The sequence below is a fragment of the Mesorhizobium sp. M0663 genome, from assembly GCF_040320585.1.
GTDB lineage: Bacteria > Pseudomonadota > Alphaproteobacteria > Rhizobiales > Rhizobiaceae > Mesorhizobium.
In genome coordinates this window covers 75,347-98,790 of record NZ_JAMYPX010000019.1, presented here as the reverse complement: position 1 = coordinate 98,790, position 23,444 = coordinate 75,347, and the positions used below count along the sequence as shown (strand labels likewise).

Sequence of the window (23,444 nt, the reverse complement as noted above, 5' to 3'; positions counted from 1 at the left end):
TACGCGCTCAGCCGCTTTCGCTAACAAAAAAGCCGCCGGGTTTCCCAGGCGGCTTTCGATGACTTGTTGATGCAGCCGTTCAGTTCAGCTTCGACTTCAAATCCTGCAGGGAGGCGTTGAACAGGTCGGCGCCGGCCTTGGCGTCGATCTTGCCGGCCAGCAGCGCGCGCGCGGCCTCTACCGCGATATCGACGGCGCTGGCACGCACTTCGCCGATTGCTTCGCGCTCGGCCTGGCCGATCTTCTGCTCGGCCAAAGCGGTACGCCGGGCGACATAGTCCTCGGTCTTCTTGTGCGCCTCGGCGGCAAGCATGTCGGCTTCACGCTTGGCGGCGGCAACGATGGCCGCGGCCTCCTGCTCGGCTTCCTTGCGCTTGCGCTGGTATTGGCCAAGCAGCTGCTGGGCTTCTTCGCGCAACCGGCGCGCCTCCTCGAGCTCGGAGCTGATCTTGTCGGCACGCGCATCGAGCGCCTTGGCGATCATGCCCGGCACCTTGATGTAGATGGCGATGCCGAGGAAGATTACGAGGGCAACCGTTGCCCAAAGCGTCGCGAGAGATGTGGCGTCCATGATGCGCTCCTCACCCGGCCACGGATTTGACCGCGGCCGCGATTTCGGCCTTGCTGGCCTTGCCGCCGACAAGCGCCTCGACGATGGCCGAAGCGGTGTCCTCGGCGATCGTGCCGACTTCCTTCATGGCATTGGCCTTGATGGAAGATATGCGCGCCTCGGCCTCGCCAAGCTTCTGGTCAAGCGCTGCCTCGATCGTCTTGCGGGCAGCTTCGGCTTCCGCCTTGGCCGCATCGTTGGCCTGCTGGCCGATCGCATTGGCCTTGCCCTTGGCTTCCGCCAATTCCTGCTCATAGGCGGTAACGGCGGCATCGGCCTCGCTTTTGAGCCGGGCAGCATGGTCGAGATCCTGCGTGATGCGGTCGTTGCGCACGTCGATGATGCCGCCAACGCGCGGCATCACCACCCGTTTCAAGAAGAGATAAAACAGCCCGAAGGTGATTGCCAGCCATAGAAGCTGCGAGGGGTACGTCGCCGGATTGAATGGCGGGAACGTGCCGTGCGCCTCGGCAGGCACACCGGTGCCAGCGCTGCCTTCTTCGACGGCGGGCGCGGACTCTTGCGCAAAGGCAGATGTCACGAACATGGACTATCCCCGAAATTCAGGCCCGCCGCAGGATCGCGGCCGGCCTGTTCAATTCTTCCCAATGTTCAGCCGAACAGGGCGAGAAGCGCGATGAGAAGCGAGAAAATACCCAGCGCTTCGGTCACGGCGAAGCCGAAAATCAGACGACCGAACTGGCCGTCGGCGGCCGACGGGTTGCGCAGCGCGCCCGCCAGATAGCTGCCGAAGATGTTGCCGAGGCCAATGCCCGCGCCGCCCATGCCGAGGCATGCGATGCCGGCGCCGATGTACTTTGCTGCTTCTGCGTCCATTTGTTCAACTCCTTTGGATCTAAAATTCCGTTGCGATTCCATCCGGCGGCAATGCCGGAAATCCAATTAGTGCGAGGGATGCAATGCGTCGTTCAGATACATGCAGGTCAGCACGGCAAAGACGTAAGCCTGCAAGAGCGCTACGAGCAACTCCAGAGCCGTCAACGCCACGGCCATCGCCAGCGGCAGGACCGAACCTGCAATGCCAAGCGTGCCGAGAGCGCTGAGGCTGACGACAAATCCCGAAAACACCTTCAGCGTGATGTGGCCGGCCAACATATTGGCGAACAGACGAACCGAGAGGCTGACCGGACGCGAGACGAAGGAAATCACTTCGATCGGAACGACCAGCAACATCATCACGATGGGCACGCCTTTCGGCACGAACAGCTTCAGGAAGCCGAGACCGTGCTTCATGAAGCCGTAGACGATCACGGTTCCGATCACCAGCGCCGCAAGGCCGAAAGTGACGATGATGTGGCTGGTGACGGTGAAGAAATACGGGAACAGGCCAAGCAGGTTGGCGACAAGCACGAACATGAACAACGAGAACACGAAGGGGAAGAACTTCATGCCTTGCGTGCCCGCGGCGTCCCTCAGCATATTGCCGACAAATTCATAGGCCATTTCCGAGACCGACTGAAGGCGGCCCGGGACGAGGCTGCGGCTCGACGTGCTGAGGTAGAGAAACGCCGATGCGACAGCAACCGTCGCAAGCATGAACAGAGCCGAATTGGTGAAAGACAGGTCGTAGCCGCCGATGTGAATCGGAATGATCGGATGGATCTGGAATTGGTGGATCGGATCGACCTTGTCAGCAGCCACTTTAAATCCCCATCAAAGCCGCAGACGGCTTCAGTATCCTGTTCAATGCGCCGGCATGCGGCGCCTCAATTCATTCTTTCGGATCGCGCGGCTTGTCGCCCGTTCCGAATTCCGACACAAGCCCGGCTGAACGCAGGACATTGAGCACGCCGGCGCCAAAACCCAGCAGCAGCCCGACTATCAGACCCCATGGCGTTGTCCCCGCCACGCGATCGATAAACCAGCCGAGAGCCGCACCGACCACTATCCCGGCGATGAACTCGCTGGACAGCTTGAGCGCCTGGCCGTACCCGGCCGCACTGCCCGCTTTCGCGTCGTCTTTCCCCTCGAGCCGGTCCGGCCGCCTTGCCGCAAGCGATGCTTCAAGGTCGCGCCGGCGGCGCTCAAGATCCTCGTCGCGGATATCGGCTTCATGCTGCTTGCCGCGGCCGGTTTTTCCGGTTCCGTCTGGCCCATTCTTGTCGGCCACGCAACCCCCCTGCCCGGTCAGACCGTCACCGTCCGTCCGCTTCTTAAAGTCGCCGGCAACATAGTTAGAGGGTCCGCGCCCGTCAAGCCACGGGCGGACGTTCAAGCTCAAGTATTTTTTTGTTATAAATCAGCTACTTGCTCGGGTGCGACATCGTGCCCGACGCGGCCTCTGGCGGGCTGCGGCCGAATCCCTACGGCGACGGGCCTTCGATCGGCCGCTCTCGCGCGAAAGATGCAAGGGCTGCCCGAGCACTCAGCTCCAGCCGCCGCCATAGGTGCGGTAGAAGATGTGCAGGCCGATCCTGGTCATTTTCTGCATCGTCCGCGCCCAGCCCGGATGGACGTAGTTGGCGTAATAATGGGTCGACGAGCCGACTTCCGGAATGAAGATCTTGCCGGCTGTGACGGCCATGGCGACATCCTGGGCGGTCTTGTAGGCGGCGGCGTTGTCGATGCGCTTCTTCCTGCCGTCGCAGGCAAAGGAAAATTGGCAGCGGTTGAACCAGTTGTCGTTCTGGTAGACGACGCCGCAGATCGAGTTCGGATAGGCGGGGTTGCGGACGCGGTTGAGGATGACCTGGGCAACGGCGGCCTGGCCACGCACGGCTTCGCCGCGCGCCTCGAAATAGATGCCGTTGGCGAGACAGGCCTGCTCCGGTTTGGAAAAGACGCTCGCTGGCAGCGGCGTCTGCATCCAAGAATGATCGCCCTTGCTCAGCGGCGGAATGAAGCGGCCATCGTTCGGGTCCTCGTCCTGCAGCAAGGCCTCGAAAGGCGACGCCTGTGCATAATCGGGAGCGGACGAGGCGTAGGCGGTCGCCAGCACGTCAGGATGATCATTGTTGACCAGCGCGGCAAGCATCGCCGGCACGCCGGGATCCGGCTTCTTGTCGACGCGCGTGTGGAAGGCGGCGGCGATCTGGATTTCCTTGCCTTTGATCTCGGGCTTGGCGAAGGCCATCCTCAAGCCGCTATCCATGCTTGGGCGGAGCAGCGAAGAGGTGCGCTCGAAGATAGAGCCGGCGTTGAAGTTCTTCGGCGGCGAGACGGGCGAGACCTGGATGATGCGGCCCTTCTTTTCGGCACGCGTGATGCGGTTCTCGTCCGGCGTCGTGCCGGCGATGCCGCCCTTGCCGCGAAAGGAGACGGCGCCGACGCCCGGCAACTGGACACCGGAGCCGGAGAGCGAGCCGGTGCTGCTGGAATCGAGGAAGGGCATTTCGGCTGCGTGAACGGAGCCGGCGACGGATTTCTCGACATAGGCGTTCCAGCGGACGCTCGGCGCCTCAAGACCGGAGACCAGGCTTGTCATGTCCTGATAGGCAGCGACCGTCGGAAAGCCGATCCAGATGCCAAGGCCAATAATGAACGGAGACAGGAAGGAACGCTTTTTCTCACCGGCGGCGGCGACAAGCCGCGTCAAAACACGTCGATGCACGGAACTCTCCAGAAACGCAACGGACCCCACTGGAGAGCTACAATGATGCATTAACCTTGATGGGGCGTTAACAGCTTAGAACGTTGTTTTCCCATCTCGTGTCGAAGTCAGGCGCTTTTGCGGCTATCCGTTGGCGGAAGAAAGATCGGCCACGCGATCAGCGCGCAAATAGCCGCACCCAGCCAGACGCCTGCCCACGAGCAGAGCACGAGAAGCCCGGGAATGGCGATCGGCACCAGGAAGAAGGCAATGAAGACCAGACTGTTGGCGAGGCCGAGCGCCGTTCCGGCCTGGCTGGCGCCGGCCAGCGTCGCAAGCTCGGTGTAGGCGACCCCATGCCAGGAGGAGACGCAGATGCCGGCCACGACCAGCATCGCGACGATCGCCGGCGACAGCATCGGCGCTTGGCCTGACAAGAATTGGGCCGCCAACAAGACGAGCGCCGCAAGCACGGTGAAGGCGGCCACGCTCAGCATGCTGCACAGACGCAGGAACGACCGGCGGTTGCCGTGACGGTCGGTGTAGCGGCCGCTCCAGACGCGCATGACCATGGCGCCGACCTGCACGGCAGCGAGGCTAGCGCTGATCACGGCTGTTCCCATGCCGGCGAAATCATGCAGGAATACGGAAGCAAATGTAAGCACCGCCACCTGCGGAAAGCAAAGCAGGCCGATGGCTGTTGCGATGCGCCAGACGGCCGGGTTGCGCAGCGGCGCCGGGCCGGCCGACAATGCCATGCTGCCCGAATTGGCATCATCATGCGCCGGCGGCTGATGCAGCCAGCGCCAGGCGAGCGAGGTCGAGACCGCGGATGCAGCCGCCAAAAGTCCGAAGACTGCCGTGAAGCCATGGGCTGAAGCGAGCGACGGCAGCACGAGCGCGCCAAGCCCGCCGCCAAGCGGCACCGCCGTCTGCCTGATGCTCATGGCAAAGCCGCGCTCGCCTTCGCCGAACCAGGCCATGATGGCGCGGCCGCTGGAGCCGTTGACGCTGCCGCCGAGCAATCCGGTGACCAGCAGGGCAGCGGCGAGAAGCGCGATGCCGGGAATATGGGCCGGTGACGGCACGACCAGCGCAGCCATGACAAGCAGCCAAACCGCGGTTGCGCCGAGCCCGGTCAGCAGAACGCGGCGGTCGCCCCAGCGATCGGTCAGCAGCCCCCACGGCAATTCGCTCAGCGCCACGCCCAGGCCGAGAAGGCCAAGTGCCAGGCCGAGTTCGCCATTGGAGAGATGGTAGCCCGAGCGCAGGAACACCGCCGTCGCCGGAATGCCGGAGAAGGTCGCGGAAAAGCAGGCATTGGCGGCGACGCCGATGCCCAGCACCTTCCAGCGATGATTGGCTCGAAGTGCCGCCGCTTCTGACGGGGCGGCAACGGCGGCCGGGCGAAGCGGTTTGCAATCTGCTCGTGTGGCGACAGCGGACATGGTTCAGCTCCTGCATGGGTCGGCTGCATTCGGTGTTGACGCGCTGTCTCTACCGCCATAGCTTCGTACTGAATATCAGGAAGTTTTTGACGTAATGTCCCGAATATCAGGATTATCGCCATGCGACGCGTGACATTTGATCTCGACGTCCTGCGCAGCTTCGTCACCGGCATGGAACTGGGCAGCTTCGCCAAGGCCGCCGACCGGCTCGGCCGCTCGACCTCGGCAATCAGTGCGCAATTGAAGAAGCTGGAGGAGCAGGCGGCGACGCCGATCTTCCGCAAATCTGGGCGTGGCCTGGCGCTGACGGACGCGGGCGAGACCATGCTCGGCTACGCGCGGCGGCTGATCGAGCTCAATGACGAGGCCGCCTCCGCCATCCACGATGTCGAGCTGGAGGGTTGGGTGCGGCTTGGGCTGCAGGAGGATTTCGGCGAGGCGGTGCTGCCGGAGGTGCTCGGGCGCTTCGCCCGCGCCCATCCCAAGGTCAAGATCGAGGCCAGGATCGCACGCAGCCATGAGCTTGCCGAACGGATCATTTCGGGCAGCCTCGATATCGCGCTTGCCTGGCACAATGGCGCGACGCTGCCCTGCAGCCGGCATGTCGCCGACGTCCAGATGCGCTGGATCGGCCCGGCAAAACAGATCGAGACCAGCCTGCGCGATGGCGAGGCGTTGCCGCTGGTGGCGCTCGAAGCGCCGTGCCTGCTGCGCAGTGTGGCGACCGAAACGCTCGACCGCGCCGGCCTGGCATGGCGGATGGCCTTCTCCAGCCCGAGCCTTGGCGGCATCTGGGCAGCCGTCGCCGCCGGGCTCGGACTGACGATCCGCACCGATATCGGCCTGCCGGCCACCGTCAGGGCGATGACGCCGGAGATCGCCGGGCTGCCCGCCTTGCCCAAGATGGCGCTGTTCCTGCATCGCAAGGAGGCCGAGCCCGACCCCGTGGCAGCGCGGCTTGGCGACATCCTGCTGCAGGCAGCGCTTGAAGCCTTGCCGCAGACGCAACCGGCGCCCGTTCTGCGCAACGTAGCGTAAAGGCAGAGGCTCAGTGGCGCTTCTTTGCCTTGCCGGCGAAAGGATTGTCCGAGGTGCGCAAGGCGATGCGGATCGGCACGCCGGGCATGTCGAAAGCCTCGCGCAGGCTGTTCGAGAGATAGCGGACGTAGGATTGCGGCATCGCATCCGGACGTGAGCAGGAGACGACGAAGCCCGGCGGCCGCGTCTTGGCCTGCGTGACATATTTGATCTTCAGCCGACGCCCGGCGACAGCGGGCGGCGGATGATGCGCCAGGATGCCTTCCAGCCAGCGGTTGAGCTTGCCGGTCGACACACGGCTGTTCCAAACTCGATGCGTCCTGATGACAGCGTCCATCAGCTTGTCGAGGCCACGCCCGGTCTCGGCCGACACCGGCACCGCCTGCATGCCGCGCGCTTGCGGCAGCAGCCGCTCGGTTTTTTCGCGCAGCTCGGCCAGCAACTCCTGGGGATGATCGACAAGGTCCCATTTGTTGAAGGCGATCACCGGGGCACGGCCCTCGCGGATGATCAGGTCGGCGATCTGCAGATCCTGCTTCTCGAAGGGAATGGTGGCGTCGAGCACGATGATGACGATCTCGGCAAAGCGGATGGCGCGCAAGCCGTCCTGCACCGACATCACTTCGAGCTTTTCGTGGATCCTGGCCTTGCGGCGCATGCCGGCGGTGTCGAACAATTTTAAGCGGCGGCCATGCCAGTCCCAGTCGACCGAGATGGAATCGCGAGTGATGCCGGCCTCAGGACCGGTCAACAGCCGCTCTTCGCCGATCAGTGCGTTGATCAGCGTCGACTTGCCGGCGTTGGGGCGGCCGACGACGGCGATGCGCATCGGCTTGGTGTCGTCATAGCCCGGCTCGGCGTCCGGGTCGGTGATGTCCTCGCCGATCAGCACCTCGCTGGCGGCGACCTCATCCTCGCCGGCCTCTTCGTCCTCGCCGAAGGCGCGCGCCTCGCCAAGTGCTGCGATCACCGCGTCGCGCAAATCGGGCAGGCCCTGGCCGTGTTCGGCCGAGACCGGGATCGGTTCGCCAAGGCCGAGCTCCCAGGCCTCCAGCATGCCGCCCTGGGCGCCGCGCGCCTCAGCCTTGTTGGCAACGACGACAACCGGCTTGCCGGACTTGCGCACGATCTCGGCGAACGTCTTGTCGTCGGGTATCAGCCCGGACTTGGCATCGATCGTAAAAAAGATCAGGTCGGCCTCGCGGATGGCGATCTCGGTCTGGGCGCGCATGCGGCCGGGCAGCGTCGAGGCAGCCGCATCCTCGAAGCCGGCGGTGTCGATGACGTCGAAATGCAGGTCGTAGAGCTTTGCGGCATGGACGCGGCGATCGCGAGTGACGCCGGGCGTATCATCGACAAGCGCCAGCTTCCTTCCCACCAGCCGATTGAAAAGGGTCGATTTGCCGACGTTAGGCCGGCCGATGATGGCGACTTTGAAGGTCATGGACTATCACGACACGCCGCCCGAGCCGCGGATCAGCTCGGACATCAAAGTCGCCCGCTCGCGCGTGTTGCGCGGGGCGCCGTCATCCGCGGCGATCTGGTCGAACAGCTTCAATGCATCGGCCGCCTTGCCTTCCTTCCAGGCGGCAAGGCCAAGCGCCTCGCGCGCCGTATGGCGCAGCGTGTTGGTGTCGGCGGTGAGCGCCTCGACGCGGCTGGAGACATCGGCGAAAGAGCCGTGGTCGACCAGAAGCAGCGCTGCCCTGAGACGAGCCATGTCGCGAATGCCGGAGGGGATCTTGGTGTCGGCGGCGACCTCGTCGAAATCCTTGACGGCGGCGTCGACGTCGCCCTTGTCCGCCTTGACGGTTGCCGCGCGCATGCGGGCGAGCAGCGGATAGGCGCCGTAGCCGTCCTTCTCCAACGCCTCCAGAGCGGCAAGCGCCTCGTCGTTCTTCCCGTCATTGGCAAGCTTGAGCGCCTGCGAAAAAGCATCGCCCGAGCGGTTGGCGCGAGTTTCGTCCCAATAGCGGTAGCCGACGACAGCGGCAGTGCCGAGCACCACCAGCACAGCCAGCACAAGCAAGGCGGGACCGAAACGATCCCACAGCGCATGCGCCTGGTCGCGACGAATCTCTTCGTTGACTTCGCGGATAAAACTGTCGTCCGACATGGATCAAAACCATTCATGCCCCGGCCGGGGCGGTTGATGAGCCCGCGTTTTAGCGAAATTTTGCCGGCATGGAAGGGGTTCGGCAGGAAAATCGCCTATTCACGAGGCAGTCGCGGCCAACGGCGGCCGTACAGGTCGATCCTACCCGTGCCATATTTCACCGGTAGGCGTCGCTTCTACATTCCTTGATCCGGTCAGATGCCTTTGCCCCGTTTGTCCCGCGTTATTGCGTTTTCCATTGCCGTGTTTGCTGCCGGCGCGGCTTGCGCCGACCCGCCGGCGGCGCCGGCAAAGCCGAAACAGGTCGTGATCATCTCATTCGACAGCGCCCGCGACATTTCGCAGTGGCAGCGCAGCCGGGCGCTGGCCGCGCGCACAGGTGCGCACTTCACCTATTTTGTCTCCTGCGTGTTCCTGCTGTCGCCCGAGACGCGCAAGGAATACACCGCACCCGGCAAGACAGCCGGCAAATCAAACATCGGCTTTGCCGCCTCCAAACAGGAAATCGCCGAGCGCCTCGAGCAGATCAACCTTGCGGCGTCGGAAGGCCACGACATCGGCAGCCATGGCTGTGGGCACTTCGACGGCAAGGACTGGAGCAAGGCCGACTGGCTGAGCGAGTTCGGCTCGTTCAAGCACATTCTCCAAAACGCCTATTCGATCAACGGCATCGCTCCCGAACCGAAGGGCTGGCGCGATTTCGCCCGCAAATCGGTGGTCGGCTTCCGCGCGCCTTATCTGTCGGCAAACAAGGCGCTCTACGAGGCGCTGCCCGCGGCCGGTTTCCTGCTCGACGCAAGCGGCGTCTCGCGTGGGCCGGTCGAGCCGCCAACCGTCAACGGCATCACGCGCTTTTCGCTGCCGCAGATCCCGGAAGGGCCGAACTCAAGGCGTGTGATCGCCATGGACTACAATCTCTATGTCAGGCATTCCGGCGGCTTCGAGCGGCCGAGCATGGCAGAAGAGTTTGCCGACCGGACCTATAAGGCCTTTCGCGCCGCCTTCGACGCGCAATACCAGGGCAAGCGCATTCCGCTTGAGCTCGGCTTCCATTTCACGCTGATGAACGACGGCGCCTACTGGAACGCGCTGGAACGCTTTGCCGGCGAGGTCTGCACCAGGTCCGATGTCGAGTGCATCAGTTTTCGCGACTACGTTTCGCGGCGAGGCGAAAGACAGGCAGCGGTGGGCGGCTGAGCCGCAAGTGATCGCCGCTGCCCCATCTCAGCTTGCCGGCTGATCCTCCGGACGCAAGCCGGCTTGCTCACGTTCGAGATAACGCTGGTCGATTTCCGGCAGCGGCTCGCCTTCGAGCGTGGCCTCGAAGGCGCGCAAGCGTTTGTAGATCGAGATCAGTTCCACGACCGTCGGCCAGGCATTGACCAGATACTGAAATGAAGATCGGACCTGCTCAAAGGAGTTGAGAATCTGGTTCAGAGCGCCGAGCTTGATCTTTCCCGCGACCATCGTAGGGACAAGAACAATATATGGAAATATATTGTCGATCTGTAGATAGAATATTCTAGCGACGTTAAAATATAAGTAGTGGAAGTATTTACGAAAATAGATGCTTCTTACACTTCTAAAAAGGTCAGCGACAGTTGGCGGTTGGGCGCGATCTGCATCGTCCTCACCATAGACCAATTCTTTGCGGTAGGCTGCCTCGACACGTTGGGTGCGGAATTCGAGACCCGGCAGTTTGATTCCTACCGCAGCTAAGAAAGTAGTTCCGAAGGCCGACCAAAGGATTGCTACAACGACCAGGGAGTAAGGCACCGTGCCGACAATCGGCAGTTCCGTGACGTTTTCAGAGAGATGCAGCAGCACGGGAAGGAACGCTATCAGTGTCATGATGGACCCGACTAAGCTTACGCCCAGATCCTCCATCGTGCTGGAGAAGCGCATCGTGTCTTCTTGAACACGCTGGGACGCACCTTCGATGCGCCTCAATCTTTCCCAGTTGGTCATGTAGTATTCGTTCATTGCGGTGCGCCAACGAAATATCCAATGACTTACAAAAAACCGGTTGAGGGCGCCAACGGTCACAGCCAGAAGCGCAATCCACATGATTGTCAGCAGTTGGATATAGAAGTCCCACGGCGTCGTAGAGTACGGTGTGCCTAAAGCCTTCTGAATAAGATCGTAGAAAGGGCCATACCAGTCATTGAAGGCGACATTTACCTGCACCTGGTAATAGATCACAAAGAGAATCAGTGAGGTGCCAAGGATCGACCAATTCCGCCATGGATGAGGTCGGTACCAGGCCCAAAAGCCGTAGAAGATGAGGACGACAGCCGCAAAATATATATAGAACCAGAGAAATGGCTTCGACCAAAAGAGCGACACGCCAATGATCTTGTCGACGCCGGCGGCCATCGGGGGCAGTCCAAACACTGCTCCAAGTTGCTCTCCTCCAAAAAACCAAAACAGAACGGCCGCGAGGCTCCAGACGGCGACCGAACTGAAGAACAGCTTCGGCTGCGGAAAAAACGATACGAACACTGTGGCGAAATCCTCGGTCGATGCGCAAATCAGCGGGTTCAGCGGGCATAAAGTCACACATTAGCGGGAAAGAAAATGCCCGTGCCCAACGCCCGGCGCCGAGCAAGACCATAATCATGGCGATTTTGGCGCAGCCGACCAGGCGATCGCACCCGAGGCGAGCAGGACGGCGGCGGCCACGATCGAGGCAAGGAAAAAGTTACCCGAGGCCTGCGCAAGCAGACCGGCGACGATCGGGCCAATGATCTGGCCGAGGCCGAAGGCGGCCGTCATCACCGCCAGCATCCGGCGTGGTGCTTGCGGGGCAAGCTGCCGTCCGGCCTGGAGGCCAAGCGCGGTTATGGCGATGAAGGTGCCGCCGACAAGAAGGCCGCCGAGCAGCGGCCCGGTGCGCCCGCCCATGACGACACTGGCGCTGACGCCGACCACCTCGACCAGGCACCCCAGGGCGTAGGTGGCATAGAGCCCGATTTTAGCCGTAAGCTTCTGCCACAGCCAGACCGATGGGAAACCGGCAAGTCCGGTGACCATCCAGACCACGGCCTCGAAGACGCGGCCGCCGCCGCCCTGGCGGACGATGGCGACCAGGAACGTTGCCGTGACGATGTAGCCGAAGCCGAACAGGCCGTAGGCGACGATGATCTTCACCAGCGACCGGTCTTTCGGCAGTGCCGGCTCGCTCCCGGTGGTGCTGTTCGCGGCCGAGGTGCCGCCGGCCAGCAAGGCGACGACGGCAAAGCCGCAGGCCGAAATCACCGCGGACCACAGCCAGCCCGCCGCCCAGCCGGCATGTTCGGTGACGAGGACTGCCAACAGCGCCGAGGACGCCGCGATGCCGAGGCCGACACCGCCGAAATACAGCGCCTGCAGGTCGTTTCGCCCGGCCGCCGCGAGATGACCGAAAACGATGCTGGTCATGAAGACCAGCACGAAGGCGCTGGCGAGGCCGGCAAGAAAGCGGATGAGGAGAAAGCCGGGCATGGTGCCGCTCAGGCCCATCAGGCCGGCGAGGATCGCGGTGGCGGCAAGGCCGGCCAGCATCAGCTGGCGCTCGCGGCCTTGCGCCCAGCCGCCGGTGGCGGCAAGCGCGCCGACGAGATAGCCGAGATAATTGGCCGATGCGATCCAGCCGGCATCAGCCGGCGACAGGCCGAGCTCTTCCATCATGCCAGGCAGGATCGGCGTATAGACGAAGCGGCCGATTCCCATGGCGACGGCCAGGGCAATCATGCCGGCGATTGCCAGGCGCAAGGGCGAAGCGGCTTTCATCGCGATGCACAATAGGTGCGCCTGCCGGTCAGACAATCCGCCTTTTGTTGGGCCAGAAGGGTTGCGCAGCCGCGTCGGCGGCCGGCTCACCTGAAGTGCCAGCAAGTCCTTGTTCAGCCGCAGCAGGTCCTTGGCGCCGTCTCGAAGCGGGTACGACACGCGGTCAGCCTGAATGGCATGTCGGCGAGTTCGCGCTCCGACATGGTGTCGAGCACCGGATGCGACAGCGGATCGGTCACCCAGCTGGTGGCCTGGCTGTCATCCCGGTGCGGCTGCGCCCCGATCGGGGAAAAGGCGCCAAGCCATGACAAAATCTTCATCGGATTTGCCTCCTCACTCTGAGTAGCCCACTTAGAATCCGCCGTTCCTTAGCGTCTGGCAATTGAGATTTCAGCCGCTCCAGTTTAGAAAAACTGTATGGCTACTCTGAACCGCGTCCATCTCAACGGCTTGCGCGCCGTGGAAACTGTTGCCCGCCTGGGCTCGCTCGCGGCGGCGGCCGGCGAGCTCAACGTCTCGGTCAGCGCCGTCAGCCAGCAGATCAACCGAACAGAAAAGCAGCTCGGCCGGGCGCTATTCGAACGAACGCCAGCTGGCCTGGTGGCGACGGAATTCGGCACCGTCTTTACCGCGCGGCTCAGCGCAGGCTTCCGCGAACTCGCACAGGCGGTGGCGCTTGCCGATGAAAGCTCGGAGTGCACGCTGGTGGTTTCGGTGGCGCCGGCTTTCGCCTCGAAATGGCTGCTGCCGCGGCTGTCGCGGCATTTCGCCCGGCATCCGAACGTGCTTCTGCGCATCGATGCCTCGGTGCGGCTTGCCGATCTCGATCGTTCGGACATCGACGTCGCCATTCGGCTCGGCGACGGCAAATGGCCGGGCGGGCGGGCCGAATTGCTGCTGGCGCAGGAGGTGTTTCCGGTCTGTGCACCGGTGATCGCCAGCAAGCTGAAATCGATCGAGGACCTTGCTTTGACCTGTGCGATCACGGACGAAAGATCGATGATCAGTTGGGAGAGCTGGTTCGAAGCGGCCGGAGTGGAGCCTGTCACCTTCATGAAGGGCGCGCGCTTCACCGATCCGATGCTGTGCCTGGAATCGGCGATTGCCGGCCACGGCGTCATGCTCGGCTGGCAGTTGCTGGCCGCCGACGCGCTGGCCGACGGCCGTCTCGTTGCGCCGTTCGGCATACGCGCCCAGAGCGGGCTCGGCTATTGGCTGGTGACCTCGGCCATCAAGAGCGAAAGCCGTAAGGTCAGGGATTTCAAGACCTGGATCCGCGAAGAGATCGAGGCGACGATGGCGCAGTTCAGGTCGCTCGAGAGCACGCGCTAAACCTGCCGGCACATCACAGTGGAAAGGTCGGCAGCGCCGGTCTATGTAAGAAACAGTCCCCAATCACGGCAGGCAGGATCATGACCACACATTCGCGCGGCGTTTCCGCAAGCATCGACCCGGTGAAGCTCGACAGGCTGGCGGAGGTCGCCGTCAAGGTCGGGCTGCAATTGCAGCCGGGGCAGGATCTGGTGCTGACCTCGTCTATTGCCGCGCTGCCTTTGACGCGGCGGATCGTCGAGCACGCCTACAAGGCAGGCGCGGGCCTGGTGACGCCGATCTTCAACGACGATGAGATCACTCTCGCGCGCTTCCGCTACGGCGCCGACGCCGGCTTCGACCGCGCCGCCGGCTGGCTCTATGAAGGCATGACAAAAGCCTTCGCCAACAATGCGGCGAGGCTTGCCGTGCGCGGCGAGGATCCGTCGCTGCTTTCGGCGCAGGACCCGGCAAAGGTGGCGCGTGCCAACAAGGCGAATTCGATGGCTTACCAGCCGGCGCTGGAGAAGATCACCGGCTTCGACATCAACTGGAACATCGTCGCTTATCCCGATGAGGCCTGGGCCAAGCAGGTATTTCCGGACGATGCCGAAGACGTCGCCGTGGCCAAGCTCGCCGACGCTATCTTTGCCGCCTCGCGCGTGGATGTCGAAGACCCGATCGGCAACTGGACGGCGCACAATGCGGCGTTGAAGAGCCGCACCGAATGGCTGAACGGCCACAATTTCCACGCACTGCATTTCACCGGCCCCGGCACCGACCTGACCGTCGGGCTGGCCGACGGCCACGAGTGGATGGGCGGCGCCTCGACCGCCAAGAACGGCATCACCTGCAACCCCAACATCCCGACCGAAGAGGTTTTCACCACGCCGCATGCAAGGCGCGTCGAAGGCCATGTCACCAGCACCAAGCCGCTGTCCTATCAGGGTACCCTGATCGACGGCATTGCGGTGCGTTTCGAGGCGGGCCGCATTGTCGAGGCCAAGGCCACGAAGGGCGAGGATGTGCTGCAAAAGGTGCTCGATACCGACGAAGGCTCGCGCCGTCTCGGCGAGGTGGCGCTGGTGCCGCATTCCTCGCCGATCGCCAAGAGCGGGCTGCTGTTTTTCAACACGCTGTTCGACGAGAACGCCGCCTGCCACATCGCGCTCGGCCAGTGCTATTCGAAGTGCTTCGTCGACGGCGCCTCGCTCAGCCAGGACGAGATCGCGGCGCGCGGCGGCAACAAGAGTTTCATCCACATCGACTGGATGATCGGCTCGGACAAGATCGACATAGACGGTGTCCATAAGGACGGCAGCCGCGTGCCGGTGATGCGCAAGGGCGAGTGGGTTTAGGCCCGGGATCTCTAAACGAAGGCCAGCAAGCAGCGGCGCCTGCTGGCCCATGCGGAGTTGGCAATGGGGCTCGCGGTCAAGCGCATCTATGAGCCGCCGGCGCCCGATGACGGGCAGCGGGTGCTCGTCGACCGCATATGGCCTCGCGGCGTCCGCAAAGAGGACGCGGCGCTGACGGTCTGGCTGAAGGACATCGCGCCGAGCAATGCGTTGCGCAAATGGTTCGGTCATGAGTCGGCGCGCTGGGCGGAATTCCAGCGGCGATACCGCGATGAGCTCGACCGGAACAGCGAGGCGGTGGCGGAACTACGTGCCTTGCTCCGTGAAGGCAAGGTGACGCTGCTCTACGGCGCCCATGACGAGGCGCACAACAATGCGGTGGCACTGGCGAGCTATTTGCGTGAGATCAATTAGTCACACCGGCGGGACAGCGCCACCCTCTGGCCTGCCGGCCATCTCCCCCTCAAGGGGGGAGATTGGCAGCTTCGCCGAAAGCGCCCTTCTTTGGAGACTAGCGAAAGCCGAAGCGACATCCAATCTCCCCACCAGAGGGGGAGCTGTCCGGCAGGACAGAGGGGGGCGCGACGGATCGCGGCGGGTCGGTTCTACTTCCCACTCACCGCCTCTTGATAAACATCAGGCTTGAAGCCAACGAGAACCCTGTCGCCAAGTTCCAGCACCGGACGCTTGATCATCGTCGGTTTGGCCAGCATCAGCGCCTTGGCCTTCTTCTCGTCCAGGCCCAGTCTGTCCTCGTCCGACAGTTCACGGAACGTTGTGCTCGCCTTGTTGAGCAGAATTTCCCAGCCGACCTTGCCTGACCAGCCGTTCAGCCGATCCGCGTCAAGGCCGTCTGCCCTGTAGTCGTGAAAGCGATAGGCAACATCGTGGCTCGCCAGCCAGGAACGCGCCTTCTTGACCGTATCGCAATTGGTGATGCCGTACATGGTGATCGTCAAAACGCGTCCTCGGACCAGTCGAATCTGACGGCACCCTAAAACCGCGCCTCTCGGTTTTCCAGCGGCCTCGCCGGCCGTCTGCGATTTTCGCGCTTGCCAATAGTAAGGAATCTTCCTAACTATTTCCCGAGCTAATTTGAGGCAAGGAAACGACCATGACGGGCCTGCAGACCGAAAGCCCCCCGCCCATTGACGGCATTTTCCGGGCGCTCGCCGATCCGACCCGGCGACGCGTGGTCGAGCGACTGAACCGAAGCCCCGCCTCGGTCAGCGAGCTTGCCCGGCCGTTCGAGATGGCCCTGCCATCCTTCATCGAGCACCTCAGGGTTCTGGAAGGCTGCGGGCTGGTGCATTCGGAAAAGGCCGGCCGCGTCAGGACCTACCGGCTCGCGCCGGAGCCGTTGAAGCTCGCGGAAAACTGGCTGGCCGAGCAGCGTGCGCTGTGGGAGCGCCGTCTCGACCAGTTCGACGATTACGTGCTGAAACTCAAGGAGAAAGACAGATGAATACGGTGCCGTTGTTCCAACCCGATCCGAAGCTCGACCTCGTGCTCGAACGGACGATCGAGGCGCCGCGAAAACTGCTGTGGATGGCCTTGACGGAGCCCGAACATGTCCGCCAATGGTTCACGCCGAAGCCGTGGATCATCACCGATTGCGAGATCGACCTGCGGCCCGGCGGCCTGTTCCGCACCCGCATGCAGTCGCCCGACGGCAAGGAGGTCAACGATAGGCGTTGCTGCTACCTCGAGATCGTCCAGGACGAGCGGCTGGTGTGGACCGATGCGCTGCTGCCCGGCTACCGGCCGTCAGGCGACCCATTCATCACAGCCGTCATAGCGCTGCAATCGCATGGCGAGACGACGCGCTACACCGCCACCGCCATCCACCGCGACGAAGCCACGCGCAACAGCCACGAGGAGATGGGCTTCTACGACGGCTGGGGCACGGTGGCGGATCAGTTGGCCGGCTATCTCAAGACGATCTGAGGCGACCCTGCTTCGCACTCACATTGCGGCCACGGAGCCGTCGTGGCCGTTCAACCGAACGCCGGTGCCGAGGCACCAACGCTCGCAACAAATTTCGACGGTTGGCGTAATGCCAATGTTGAACGCTCAGGCGCCGTAGCCGATGATGCCCTTGATCTCGAGGAAGTCGTGGATGGCCCAGTCGGCGTATTCGCGGCCGTTGCCGGACTGCTTGTAGCCGCCGAAGGGCGCGAACGTGTCCCATTCCGGATAGTTGATCGAGACCTGGCCGGCACGCAGGCGGCTGGCAATCTTGCGGGCGTGGTCGATATCCCCGGACTGCACATAGGCAGCCAGGCCATAGACGGTGTCGTTGGCGATCTTCACCGCATCATCATCGTCATCGTAGGAGATGACCGACAGAACCGGCCCGAAGATCTCCTCCTTCTCGATGGTCATGCCGGGCCTGACGTGGCCGAAAACGGTCGGTCGCACATAGTAGCCACGGTTGAGGTGTTCCGGCCGGCCGGGGCCGCCGGTGACCAGCGTCGCACCCTCGGCGATACCGGCCTCGATCAACCGCTGGATCTTGTCGAACTGGATGTTGCTGACTACGGGCCCGAGCTTGGTCTCCTCCGAGCGCGGGTCGCCGACCTTGTGCCGTTCGGCGGCCTTCCTGGCGATCGTCAGCGCCTCGTCGTGACGGGCGGCCGGCACCAGCATGCGGGTCGGCGCATCGCAAGACTGGCCGCTATTGCCGAAGCAGGCGTTGACACCCTTGCGCACCGCCGTCTCGAAGTCAGCGTCGGGCAGCACGATGTTGGCCGATTTGCCGCCGAGCTCCTGCGCGACGCGCTTTACCGTCTCGGCCGCCGTCTTGGCGACGATGATGCCGGCCCGGGTCGATCCGGTGAACGAGACCATGTCGACATCGGGATGGCCAGCCATGACCTGGCCGACATCCGGACCAGTGCCATTCACCATATTGTAGACGCCCTTCGGCGTGCCGGCGGCGTCCATCACCTCGGAAAAGATGATGCCGCTGATCGGCGCGATTTCGGAAGGCTTTAAAATGACGGTGCAGCCGGCGGCGATGGCCGGCGCCACCTTGCAGACTATCTGGTTGAGCGGCCAGTTCCACGGTGTAATCAGCGCGCAGACGCCGATCGGCTCCTTGACCACCATGGTGGTGCCGCGCTTCTCGCTGAATTCGTAATCCTCCAGCGCCTTGATAGTGGCTTCCATATGCGCCCTGCCCGCCCAGGCCTGCGCCTCGCGCGCCCACCTGATCGGCGCGCCCATTTCCTGGCTGACCGCCTGGGCGATGTCCTCGTAGCGCTCATTGTAGACTTCGAGGATACGCTTCAGCAGCTTCAGGCGCTCGGCCTTGGTCGTTTGCGAAAAGGCCGGGAATGCCGCCTTGGCTGCAGCCACGGCCTTGTCGACATCGGCTTTCGAGCCGACCGAGATTTTGGTGTAGGCCTCTTCAGTGGACGGATCGATCACATCCAGCGTTGCCGGAACCACGGGGCCGACCCATTTGCCGCCGATGAAAAAATTGAGATGATTGCTCATGGGCCGTGCTCCGGTTTTCTGGAAATGAGTGAGACTAGCTAGGCAGCATAGGGCAGTTGGCACCACGGCGCAGGCTGATATGCGCCACGTCGCCGACGCTGAATTGAAAACCCTCTGTCCGGCGCGGCGCGTCGATCACCACCTGTGTCCCCTGCCCCAACTCTGCATGAAGGCGCAAGGTGCGGCCGTGAAAGACGATGCTGTTCACCCGCACCGGTGCAGTACCGGCCGCCGCCTCGGTCGTGGCCAAAAGGTCCTCCGGACGCACGCCGATGGTGCGCACCGTGCCCTCGCCAGGCAGCTCGCCTTTATCCGAAATCGCTTCCAGCGGCAGAGCGCCGGCGATGAACCGCAAGCGCTCGCCGTCACGGCCGACAAAGCGCGACTGCAGAAGGTTCATGGTGCCGATGAAGCTGGCGACGAATTTGGTGGCGGGTCGATCGTAAAGGGTCGCCGGCGGCGCAATCTGCTCGATGCGGCCCTTGTTCATGACGACAATGCGGTCTGAGATCGACAGCGCCTCGGTCTGGTCGTGCGTGACCATGACGAAAGTGGTGCCAAGCCGCGACTGCAGTCGCTTCAGTTCGACCTGCATCTGCTCGCGCAGATGCGCGTCGAGCGCCGACAGCGGCTCGTCGAGCAGCAGCACACGCGGCTCGCAGACGATCGCGCGGGCAAGTGCGACGCGCTGGCGCTGGCCACCCGACAATTCGGACACGCGGGCGCCGAGCTTCTCGGCAAGGCCGACCATGTCGAGCGCTGCGCCGACGCGCCTTGCCTGTTCGGCACCGGAGAGCTTGCGCAGCGACAGGCCGAAGCCGACATTTTCGGCAACGTTCATGTGTGGGAACAGCGCGTAGTCCTGGAACACGGTATTGACAGGACGGCCGAAGGGCCTGAGCGCTGTGATGTCGCGGCCTTCGAGCAGGACCCTGCCGTTCGACGGGCCCTCGAAGCCGGCGATGACCCGCAGGCTGGTGGTCTTGCCGCAGCCGGACGGTCCGAGCAAGGTCAGGAACTCGCCGCGGGCAATGTCGAGATCGACGGCGTCGAGCCCGACGATGCCGCCGGGGAACATCTTGGAGACCTTGTCCAGCCGGACGAGAGGATCAGGCGCCATCGCGAACCTCGGACGGCTTGGTCGTGTTGACCCACAGGATCTGGCAGCGCTCGCTGCTCGGATTGCGGAAGGCATGCAGCAAGGTGCTCTTGAAGGCGAAGCTGTCGCCGGCCTTCAGCCCGTATCTGGTCGAATCGACCACCAGCTCGATCTCGCCCGACAGGACGAACCCGAATTCGTGGCCGGCATGGGCATAGGCTTCGGCGGTGCCGCCGCCGGCTTCCACCGTCACCAACATGCCGGTGAGCGTGGCGGCCGGCGGCGACAGCAGTGCCTTGGCAATGCCTTCCGACTTGACCGGGATCTGCCGCCGGCTGTTGGCGCGCACGCAATAGAGATCGTTGCCGGCATCGTTGCCGTCGGCGATCAGCGCCGACGGCTCGATGTCGAGGGCGGCGGCGAGCGGCCAGATCACGCGTACCCGCAATGACGACATGCCGCGCTCGATCTGGCTGAGCGCTCCGATCGAGACACCGGCTTTGGCGGCAAGTTCGGCCAGCGAGAGATTGCGCTCCAGCCTCAGCGCCCGCACGCGCCGGCCGACCCTGACGTCGGCGTCGTCTTTCGGCTTCTCAGCCGCTTCGTCCAGCATGTCCATTCGTTCGTCCTTGTTTGGTAAGGTTTTCCCTTCTCCCCTTGTGGGAGAAGGTGGATCGGCGCGAAGCGCCGAGACGGATGAGGGGTGTTGGTCGGAGTGCTGTCGGTGCCATCTGGAACACCCCTCATCCGTCGCCTTCGGCGACACCTTCTCCCACAAGGGGAGAAGGAAGAGCGAACTCAGCCGCCTGCCTTGACCTTCTCGAACATCTTGGCGAGTTCGTCATTCTGTTTCATCGGCCCGGTGAAGATCGTGGTCTTCAGCATCACCTCGGGATCGGAAGGCAGCTGCAGTTTCTCCAACTCCTCCTTTGGCACGGCGGCGAAAGCCGAGCTGGTCGAGCTGCCATAGCCGTAGGCCTGGATCAGATACTTTCCGGAATCCGTTTCCAGCCGGCTGTTGATGAAGTCATAAGCAAGATCGACGTTCTTGGCGTCCTTGAGCATGACGAAGCCGCAAGCCCAGGTCAGCATGCCTTCCTTCGGCTTCATGAACTCGACAGGCACGCCCTGCTTCTTCAGCGAGGTGGCCGAGGCGTTCCAGGTCATGGCGGCGACCAACTGCCCGCTCGCCAGCGCCTGTTCGACCGAGGTCATGTCGGTGGTGTAGTTCGAGAGCAGCGGGCGCTGCTCGCGCAGTTTTCCGCCACCTTGTCCATCTGTTCCGGTGTCATGTCGAATGGATTGACGCCGGCCAGAAGGGCCGCCACCACCGGTGTGTCGTGGACGGCATCGATGGTCGCCATGCGCCCGGCATATTGCTTGTCCCAGAGCAGGTTCCAGCTGGCTTCCGGGTTCTTCACCAGATCGGTGCGGTAGAGGATCGAGGTATTGCCCCAGTCCCACGGCACCATCCAAACCTTGCCGTCGCCGGCCTGCAGGTCGGGCAGGTTCTTGAAGACCGGGAAGATCGAATCCCAGTTCTTGATGCGCTTGGTGTCGATCGGCTGCAGCAGGCCTTCCTTGTTCCAGCGCGCCACCTTGTCATAGCAAGGGTGCGCGACATCGGGGCGGAAGCCGGCCTTGACCTTGGTGAAGGCGTCATCGTCGTCGCCGAACATCGCGGCTTCGACGCCATCAGGGTGCGCGGCGAGGAAGCTCTTGTTGAAGTCGGGCAGCTCGTAACCCGACCAGGTGAAATATTGCAGCTTGTCGCCGGCAAAGGCGACAGTCGATGCAAGCGCCAGCGCGAAGGCGGCCAGTCCGGTTTTCGCTGTCTTTGTCGTTATCGATTTCAAGTCGAATGCCATTGCAGTTCTCCTCTTTCGGTTTCTTCTGGTTTTGACAGGCTGGCGGGCGCTGGCCGCCGGGTGGCGGCAAGCCCGCGATGGCGCAGGATTTCGGCGAGTGCGGCGATGACGAACGACACGGCCAGGATCGCCGTGCCGAGCGCCATGACGGTCGGCAGCGATTTCGGGAAGCGCAGCTGGCTCCAGATATAAAGCGGCAGCGTCGGCTCGGTGCCGGCAAGGAAGAAGGCGACGATGAACTCGTCGAACGAGGTCAGGAAGGCCAGCATGAACGCCGAAATAATGGCGGGCAGGCTGAGCGGCAGCATCACCCGTCTGAAGGTCGTCCAGTCCGAGGCGCCGAGGTCGAGCGCTGCCTCGCGGATGGTCTTCGGGATGGCGGCGAAGCGGCTGCGCATGACCACCACCGTCGTCGGCAGCGCCACCAATACGTGGCCGAGCACAATGGCAATGCGCGACGGCCCGAAACCGGCGAGATTGACCAGGATCAACAGCGAGATGCCGACGATGACGCCGGGGATCAGGATCGGCAGCCGCGCAATGGCACTGATCGTGGCGGCCAGCGGCGAGCGGCCGTAAAGGTCCATATAGGACACGGTGATGCCGCAGAGTGTTGCGCCGGTGGCGGCAATGGCGCCGATGACGAGGCTGGTGGCAAGCGCACCGGACAGCGCCGAATTGCCGTAAAGTGTGCCGTACCACTCAAGCGTGAAGCCTTGCAGCGGAAATGCCGCCTGGATCGAATTGTTGAAGGAAAACAGCGGGATCAGCAGTATCGGCAAATACAGGAACATCAGATAGGCAAGGACATAGACACCCAGCCAGCCGCCGCCTTGCTTTGCGTCCAGGCGCGCCGTGTTCATGTGCGGCTGCCGTATCGGCGGTCGGCGAAGCGCACCACCAGCACCACGGCGAGAATGACCAGCATGACGGCGACGGCGAGTGCGGCGCCGAACGGCCAGTCATTGGCCTTGCCGAACTCGGCCTGGATCAGTGTGCCGATCATTGTACTGGCAGGGCCGCCGACCAGCGCCGGCGTCACATAATCGCCGACGGTCGGCACGAAGACGACGAGAGCGGCCGCCAGCACGCCCGGCATCGAATTGGGCAGCACGATGCGGCGGAAACAGGTGAATGGTTTTGCGCCGAGATCGGAAGCGGCCTCGAGCAACGATTTCGGGATGGTGTCCAGCGCCACATAGATGGGCAGGATGGCGAACGGCGCATAAGCGTGGGCGAGCGTGACGACGACCGCTGCCGGCGTATTAAGGAAGGCCAATGTCGGCTCCGACCAGATGCCGCTTTCGATCAACGCCGAGTTGAGCACGCCATTATAGGCAAGCACGATCTTCCAGGCGAAGACGCGCAGGAGATAGCTGGTCCAGAACGGCAGGGTCAGCAGGAACAGCAGCAGCCCGCGCCGCCGCCCGGCATGGAAAGCCAGATAGTAGGCAACGGGATAGGCGGTGACGACGGTTGCCAGCGTCACCAGGCCGGCGATGCCCAGCGAGCGCAGCGTCACCGTCCAGTACAGCGGATCGGTGGCCACAGTGACGAAATTCGCAAGGGTGAAACCAGCCCCCAGCAACGAGCCGTCATTGCCGCGGAAGGCGAGGAAAAGCACGAGGCCGAGGGCGAAAAGGATCAGCAAGAAGGTGACCAGCCCGCCGGGCAGCAGCATGGCGAAGCGGAAGGCCGGCGAAGACCGGGTTTCCGGCAGCGACTGCGTTACGACGATGGTCGACATCGGCTGTCCATCGAAATTTGAAATCGA

At 63.2% G+C, this 23,444-nt stretch carries 25 protein-coding genes and 1 pseudogene; 7 read left to right on the top strand and 19 right to left on the bottom strand.

Annotated elements, in window-relative coordinates:
* Positions 1-79: 79 nt before the first annotated feature.
* From NKI54_RS25885 to NKI54_RS25855, 7 genes are all read right to left on the bottom strand, one after another.
* Complete coding sequence (locus NKI54_RS25885) at positions 80-571, bottom strand: F0F1 ATP synthase subunit B (protein WP_023674071.1); 492 nt, start codon at positions 569-571, stop codon at positions 80-82.
* A 10-nt stretch (positions 572-581) separates the two neighbouring features.
* Positions 582-1,157, bottom strand: coding sequence for a F0F1 ATP synthase subunit B (locus NKI54_RS25880; protein ID WP_352692654.1), 576 nt, complete (start codon positions 1,155-1,157; stop codon positions 582-584).
* 65 nt (positions 1,158-1,222) lie between these two features.
* The gene (locus tag NKI54_RS25875; protein WP_006206606.1) at positions 1,223-1,447 is read right to left on the bottom strand and encodes a F0F1 ATP synthase subunit C; all 225 of its coding nucleotides are present in this window, start codon (positions 1,445-1,447) and stop codon (positions 1,223-1,225) included.
* Positions 1,448-1,513: 66 nt separating this feature from the next.
* Complete coding sequence (locus NKI54_RS25870) at positions 1,514-2,272, bottom strand: F0F1 ATP synthase subunit A (RefSeq protein WP_352449933.1); 759 nt, start codon at positions 2,270-2,272, stop codon at positions 1,514-1,516.
* A gap of 70 nt (positions 2,273-2,342) precedes the next feature.
* On the bottom strand, positions 2,343-2,741 hold the full coding sequence (locus NKI54_RS25865; RefSeq protein WP_352456844.1) for an AtpZ/AtpI family protein: 399 nt from the start codon (positions 2,739-2,741) through the stop codon (positions 2,343-2,345).
* A gap of 255 nt (positions 2,742-2,996) precedes the next feature.
* Positions 2,997-4,181 (bottom strand): cell wall hydrolase, encoded by a 1,185-nt coding sequence (locus NKI54_RS25860; RefSeq protein ID WP_352456843.1) that lies wholly within the window; start codon positions 4,179-4,181, stop codon positions 2,997-2,999.
* A 107-nt stretch (positions 4,182-4,288) separates the two neighbouring features.
* Positions 4,289-5,608 (bottom strand): MFS transporter, encoded by a 1,320-nt coding sequence (locus tag NKI54_RS25855; protein WP_352692653.1) that lies wholly within the window; start codon positions 5,606-5,608, stop codon positions 4,289-4,291.
* 120 nt (positions 5,609-5,728) lie between these two features.
* On the opposite strand from NKI54_RS25855, the gene NKI54_RS25850 reads away from it, so the two are divergent.
* Positions 5,729-6,646, top strand: coding sequence for a LysR substrate-binding domain-containing protein (locus tag NKI54_RS25850; RefSeq protein WP_352635398.1), 918 nt, complete (start codon positions 5,729-5,731; stop codon positions 6,644-6,646).
* A gap of 10 nt (positions 6,647-6,656) precedes the next feature.
* Here the strand turns inward: NKI54_RS25850 and der are convergent, their stop codons facing one another.
* Positions 6,657-8,090: a ribosome biogenesis GTPase Der gene (gene der / locus NKI54_RS25845; RefSeq protein WP_352692652.1), complete on the bottom strand. Its 1,434-nt coding sequence runs from the start codon at positions 8,088-8,090 to the stop codon at positions 6,657-6,659.
* A gap of 6 nt (positions 8,091-8,096) precedes the next feature.
* Positions 8,097-8,762 (bottom strand): tetratricopeptide repeat protein, encoded by a 666-nt coding sequence (locus NKI54_RS25840; protein ID WP_023674063.1) that lies wholly within the window; start codon positions 8,760-8,762, stop codon positions 8,097-8,099.
* 204 nt (positions 8,763-8,966) lie between these two features.
* Here NKI54_RS25840 and NKI54_RS25835 point away from each other — a divergent pair, with 204 nt between their 5' ends.
* Entirely contained in the window at positions 8,967-9,959 is a 993-nt protein-coding gene (locus NKI54_RS25835) for a polysaccharide deacetylase family protein (RefSeq protein WP_352635429.1), read from the top strand.
* A 27-nt stretch (positions 9,960-9,986) separates the two neighbouring features.
* Here NKI54_RS25835 and sbmA read toward each other — a convergent pair whose 3' ends face one another.
* The 3 genes from sbmA to NKI54_RS25820 form a co-directional block, all read right to left on the bottom strand.
* Entirely contained in the window at positions 9,987-11,264 is a 1,278-nt protein-coding gene (gene sbmA, locus NKI54_RS25830; protein WP_031211034.1) for a peptide antibiotic transporter SbmA, read from the bottom strand.
* A gap of 114 nt (positions 11,265-11,378) precedes the next feature.
* The gene (locus NKI54_RS25825) at positions 11,379-12,494 is read right to left on the bottom strand and encodes a YbfB/YjiJ family MFS transporter (RefSeq protein ID WP_036237967.1); all 1,116 of its coding nucleotides are present in this window, start codon (positions 12,492-12,494) and stop codon (positions 11,379-11,381) included.
* A 152-nt stretch (positions 12,495-12,646) separates the two neighbouring features.
* Complete coding sequence (locus NKI54_RS25820; RefSeq protein WP_023674059.1) at positions 12,647-12,853, bottom strand: hypothetical protein; 207 nt, start codon at positions 12,851-12,853, stop codon at positions 12,647-12,649.
* A 97-nt stretch (positions 12,854-12,950) separates the two neighbouring features.
* Here NKI54_RS25820 and NKI54_RS25815 point away from each other — a divergent pair, with 97 nt between their 5' ends.
* The 3 genes from NKI54_RS25815 (at position 12,951) to NKI54_RS25805 (ending at position 15,616) form a co-directional block, all read left to right on the top strand.
* Positions 12,951-13,865: a LysR substrate-binding domain-containing protein gene (locus NKI54_RS25815; protein WP_352569433.1), complete on the top strand. Its 915-nt coding sequence runs from the start codon at positions 12,951-12,953 to the stop codon at positions 13,863-13,865.
* Positions 13,866-13,945: 80 nt separating this feature from the next.
* Positions 13,946-15,202: an aminopeptidase gene (locus tag NKI54_RS25810; protein ID WP_352569432.1), complete on the top strand. Its 1,257-nt coding sequence runs from the start codon at positions 13,946-13,948 to the stop codon at positions 15,200-15,202.
* Positions 15,203-15,259: 57 nt separating this feature from the next.
* Positions 15,260-15,616, top strand: a complete 357-nt coding sequence (locus NKI54_RS25805) for a DUF488 domain-containing protein (protein ID WP_031211033.1) — start codon at positions 15,260-15,262, stop codon at positions 15,614-15,616.
* Between the two features lie 191 nt (positions 15,617-15,807).
* Here NKI54_RS25805 and NKI54_RS25800 read toward each other — a convergent pair whose 3' ends face one another.
* On the bottom strand, positions 15,808-16,161 hold the full coding sequence (locus NKI54_RS25800; RefSeq protein WP_031211032.1) for an ArsC family reductase: 354 nt from the start codon (positions 16,159-16,161) through the stop codon (positions 15,808-15,810).
* A 155-nt stretch (positions 16,162-16,316) separates the two neighbouring features.
* Here NKI54_RS25800 and NKI54_RS25795 point away from each other — a divergent pair, with 155 nt between their 5' ends.
* On the top strand, positions 16,317-16,667 hold the full coding sequence (locus NKI54_RS25795; protein ID WP_023674054.1) for an ArsR/SmtB family transcription factor: 351 nt from the start codon (positions 16,317-16,319) through the stop codon (positions 16,665-16,667).
* Entirely contained in the window at positions 16,664-17,149 is a 486-nt protein-coding gene (locus NKI54_RS25790) for an SRPBCC family protein (RefSeq protein WP_023674053.1), read from the top strand. The genes NKI54_RS25795 and NKI54_RS25790 overlap by 4 nt, the downstream gene beginning before the upstream one ends.
* 126 nt (positions 17,150-17,275) lie before the next feature.
* On the opposite strand, the gene NKI54_RS25785 is transcribed toward NKI54_RS25790, so the two are convergent.
* From NKI54_RS25785 to NKI54_RS25760, 6 genes and pseudogenes are all read right to left on the bottom strand, one after another.
* The gene (locus tag NKI54_RS25785) at positions 17,276-18,703 is read right to left on the bottom strand and encodes an aldehyde dehydrogenase family protein (protein ID WP_352692651.1); all 1,428 of its coding nucleotides are present in this window, start codon (positions 18,701-18,703) and stop codon (positions 17,276-17,278) included.
* 34 nt (positions 18,704-18,737) lie between these two features.
* A complete protein-coding gene (locus tag NKI54_RS25780; RefSeq protein ID WP_352692650.1) occupies positions 18,738-19,823 on the bottom strand; it encodes an ABC transporter ATP-binding protein in 1,086 nt (361 codons plus the stop codon).
* On the bottom strand, positions 19,813-20,421 hold the full coding sequence (locus tag NKI54_RS25775) for a cupin domain-containing protein (RefSeq protein ID WP_352692649.1): 609 nt from the start codon (positions 20,419-20,421) through the stop codon (positions 19,813-19,815). Before NKI54_RS25775 ends, NKI54_RS25780 begins: the two co-directional genes overlap by 11 nt.
* A gap of 179 nt (positions 20,422-20,600) precedes the next feature.
* A pseudogene (locus tag NKI54_RS25770) lies at positions 20,601-21,670 on the bottom strand (ABC transporter substrate-binding protein).
* The gene (locus tag NKI54_RS25765; protein WP_352692648.1) at positions 21,655-22,533 is read right to left on the bottom strand and encodes an ABC transporter permease; all 879 of its coding nucleotides are present in this window, start codon (positions 22,531-22,533) and stop codon (positions 21,655-21,657) included. Before NKI54_RS25765 ends, NKI54_RS25770 begins: the two are co-directional and overlap by 16 nt.
* Positions 22,530-23,417, bottom strand: a complete 888-nt coding sequence (locus tag NKI54_RS25760) for an ABC transporter permease (protein WP_352692647.1) — start codon at positions 23,415-23,417, stop codon at positions 22,530-22,532. The genes NKI54_RS25765 and NKI54_RS25760 overlap by 4 nt, the downstream gene beginning before the upstream one ends.
* Positions 23,418-23,444: the final 27 nt, after the last annotated feature.

Bases quoted from the DNA above. Each gene is read 5' to 3' on its own strand.
- NKI54_RS25795 (WP_023674054.1), top strand. From the start codon at position 16,317: ATGACGGGCCTGCAGACCGAAAGCCCCCCGCCCATTGACGGCATTTTC.
- NKI54_RS25850 (WP_352635398.1), top strand. From the start codon at position 5,729: ATGCGACGCGTGACATTTGATCTCGACGTCCTGCGCAGCTTCGTCACC.
- NKI54_RS25790 (WP_023674053.1), top strand. From the start codon at position 16,664: ATGAATACGGTGCCGTTGTTCCAACCCGATCCGAAGCTCGACCTCGTG.
- der (WP_352692652.1), bottom strand. From the start codon at position 8,090: ATGACCTTCAAAGTCGCCATCATCGGCCGGCCTAACGTCGGCAAATCG.
- NKI54_RS25775 (WP_352692649.1), bottom strand. From the start codon at position 20,421: ATGGACATGCTGGACGAAGCGGCTGAGAAGCCGAAAGACGACGCCGAC.
- NKI54_RS25760 (WP_352692647.1), bottom strand. From the start codon at position 23,417: ATGTCGACCATCGTCGTAACGCAGTCGCTGCCGGAAACCCGGTCTTCG.
- NKI54_RS25765 (WP_352692648.1), bottom strand. From the start codon at position 22,533: ATGAACACGGCGCGCCTGGACGCAAAGCAAGGCGGCGGCTGGCTGGGT.
- NKI54_RS25815 (WP_352569433.1), top strand. From the start codon at position 12,951: ATGGCTACTCTGAACCGCGTCCATCTCAACGGCTTGCGCGCCGTGGAA.
- NKI54_RS25875 (WP_006206606.1), bottom strand. From the start codon at position 1,447: ATGGACGCAGAAGCAGCAAAGTACATCGGCGCCGGCATCGCATGCCTC.
- NKI54_RS25855 (WP_352692653.1), bottom strand. From the start codon at position 5,608: ATGTCCGCTGTCGCCACACGAGCAGATTGCAAACCGCTTCGCCCGGCC.
- NKI54_RS25840 (WP_023674063.1), bottom strand. From the start codon at position 8,762: ATGTCGGACGACAGTTTTATCCGCGAAGTCAACGAAGAGATTCGTCGC.
- NKI54_RS25880 (WP_352692654.1), bottom strand. From the start codon at position 1,157: ATGTTCGTGACATCTGCCTTTGCGCAAGAGTCCGCGCCCGCCGTCGAA.
- NKI54_RS25820 (WP_023674059.1), bottom strand. From the start codon at position 12,853: ATGAAGATTTTGTCATGGCTTGGCGCCTTTTCCCCGATCGGGGCGCAG.
- NKI54_RS25825 (WP_036237967.1), bottom strand. From the start codon at position 12,494: ATGATTGCCCTGGCCGTCGCCATGGGAATCGGCCGCTTCGTCTATACG.
- NKI54_RS25780 (WP_352692650.1), bottom strand. From the start codon at position 19,823: ATGGCGCCTGATCCTCTCGTCCGGCTGGACAAGGTCTCCAAGATGTTC.
- NKI54_RS25885 (WP_023674071.1), bottom strand. From the start codon at position 571: ATGGACGCCACATCTCTCGCGACGCTTTGGGCAACGGTTGCCCTCGTA.
- NKI54_RS25785 (WP_352692651.1), bottom strand. From the start codon at position 18,703: ATGAGCAATCATCTCAATTTTTTCATCGGCGGCAAATGGGTCGGCCCC.
- NKI54_RS25810 (WP_352569432.1), top strand. From the start codon at position 13,946: ATGACCACACATTCGCGCGGCGTTTCCGCAAGCATCGACCCGGTGAAG.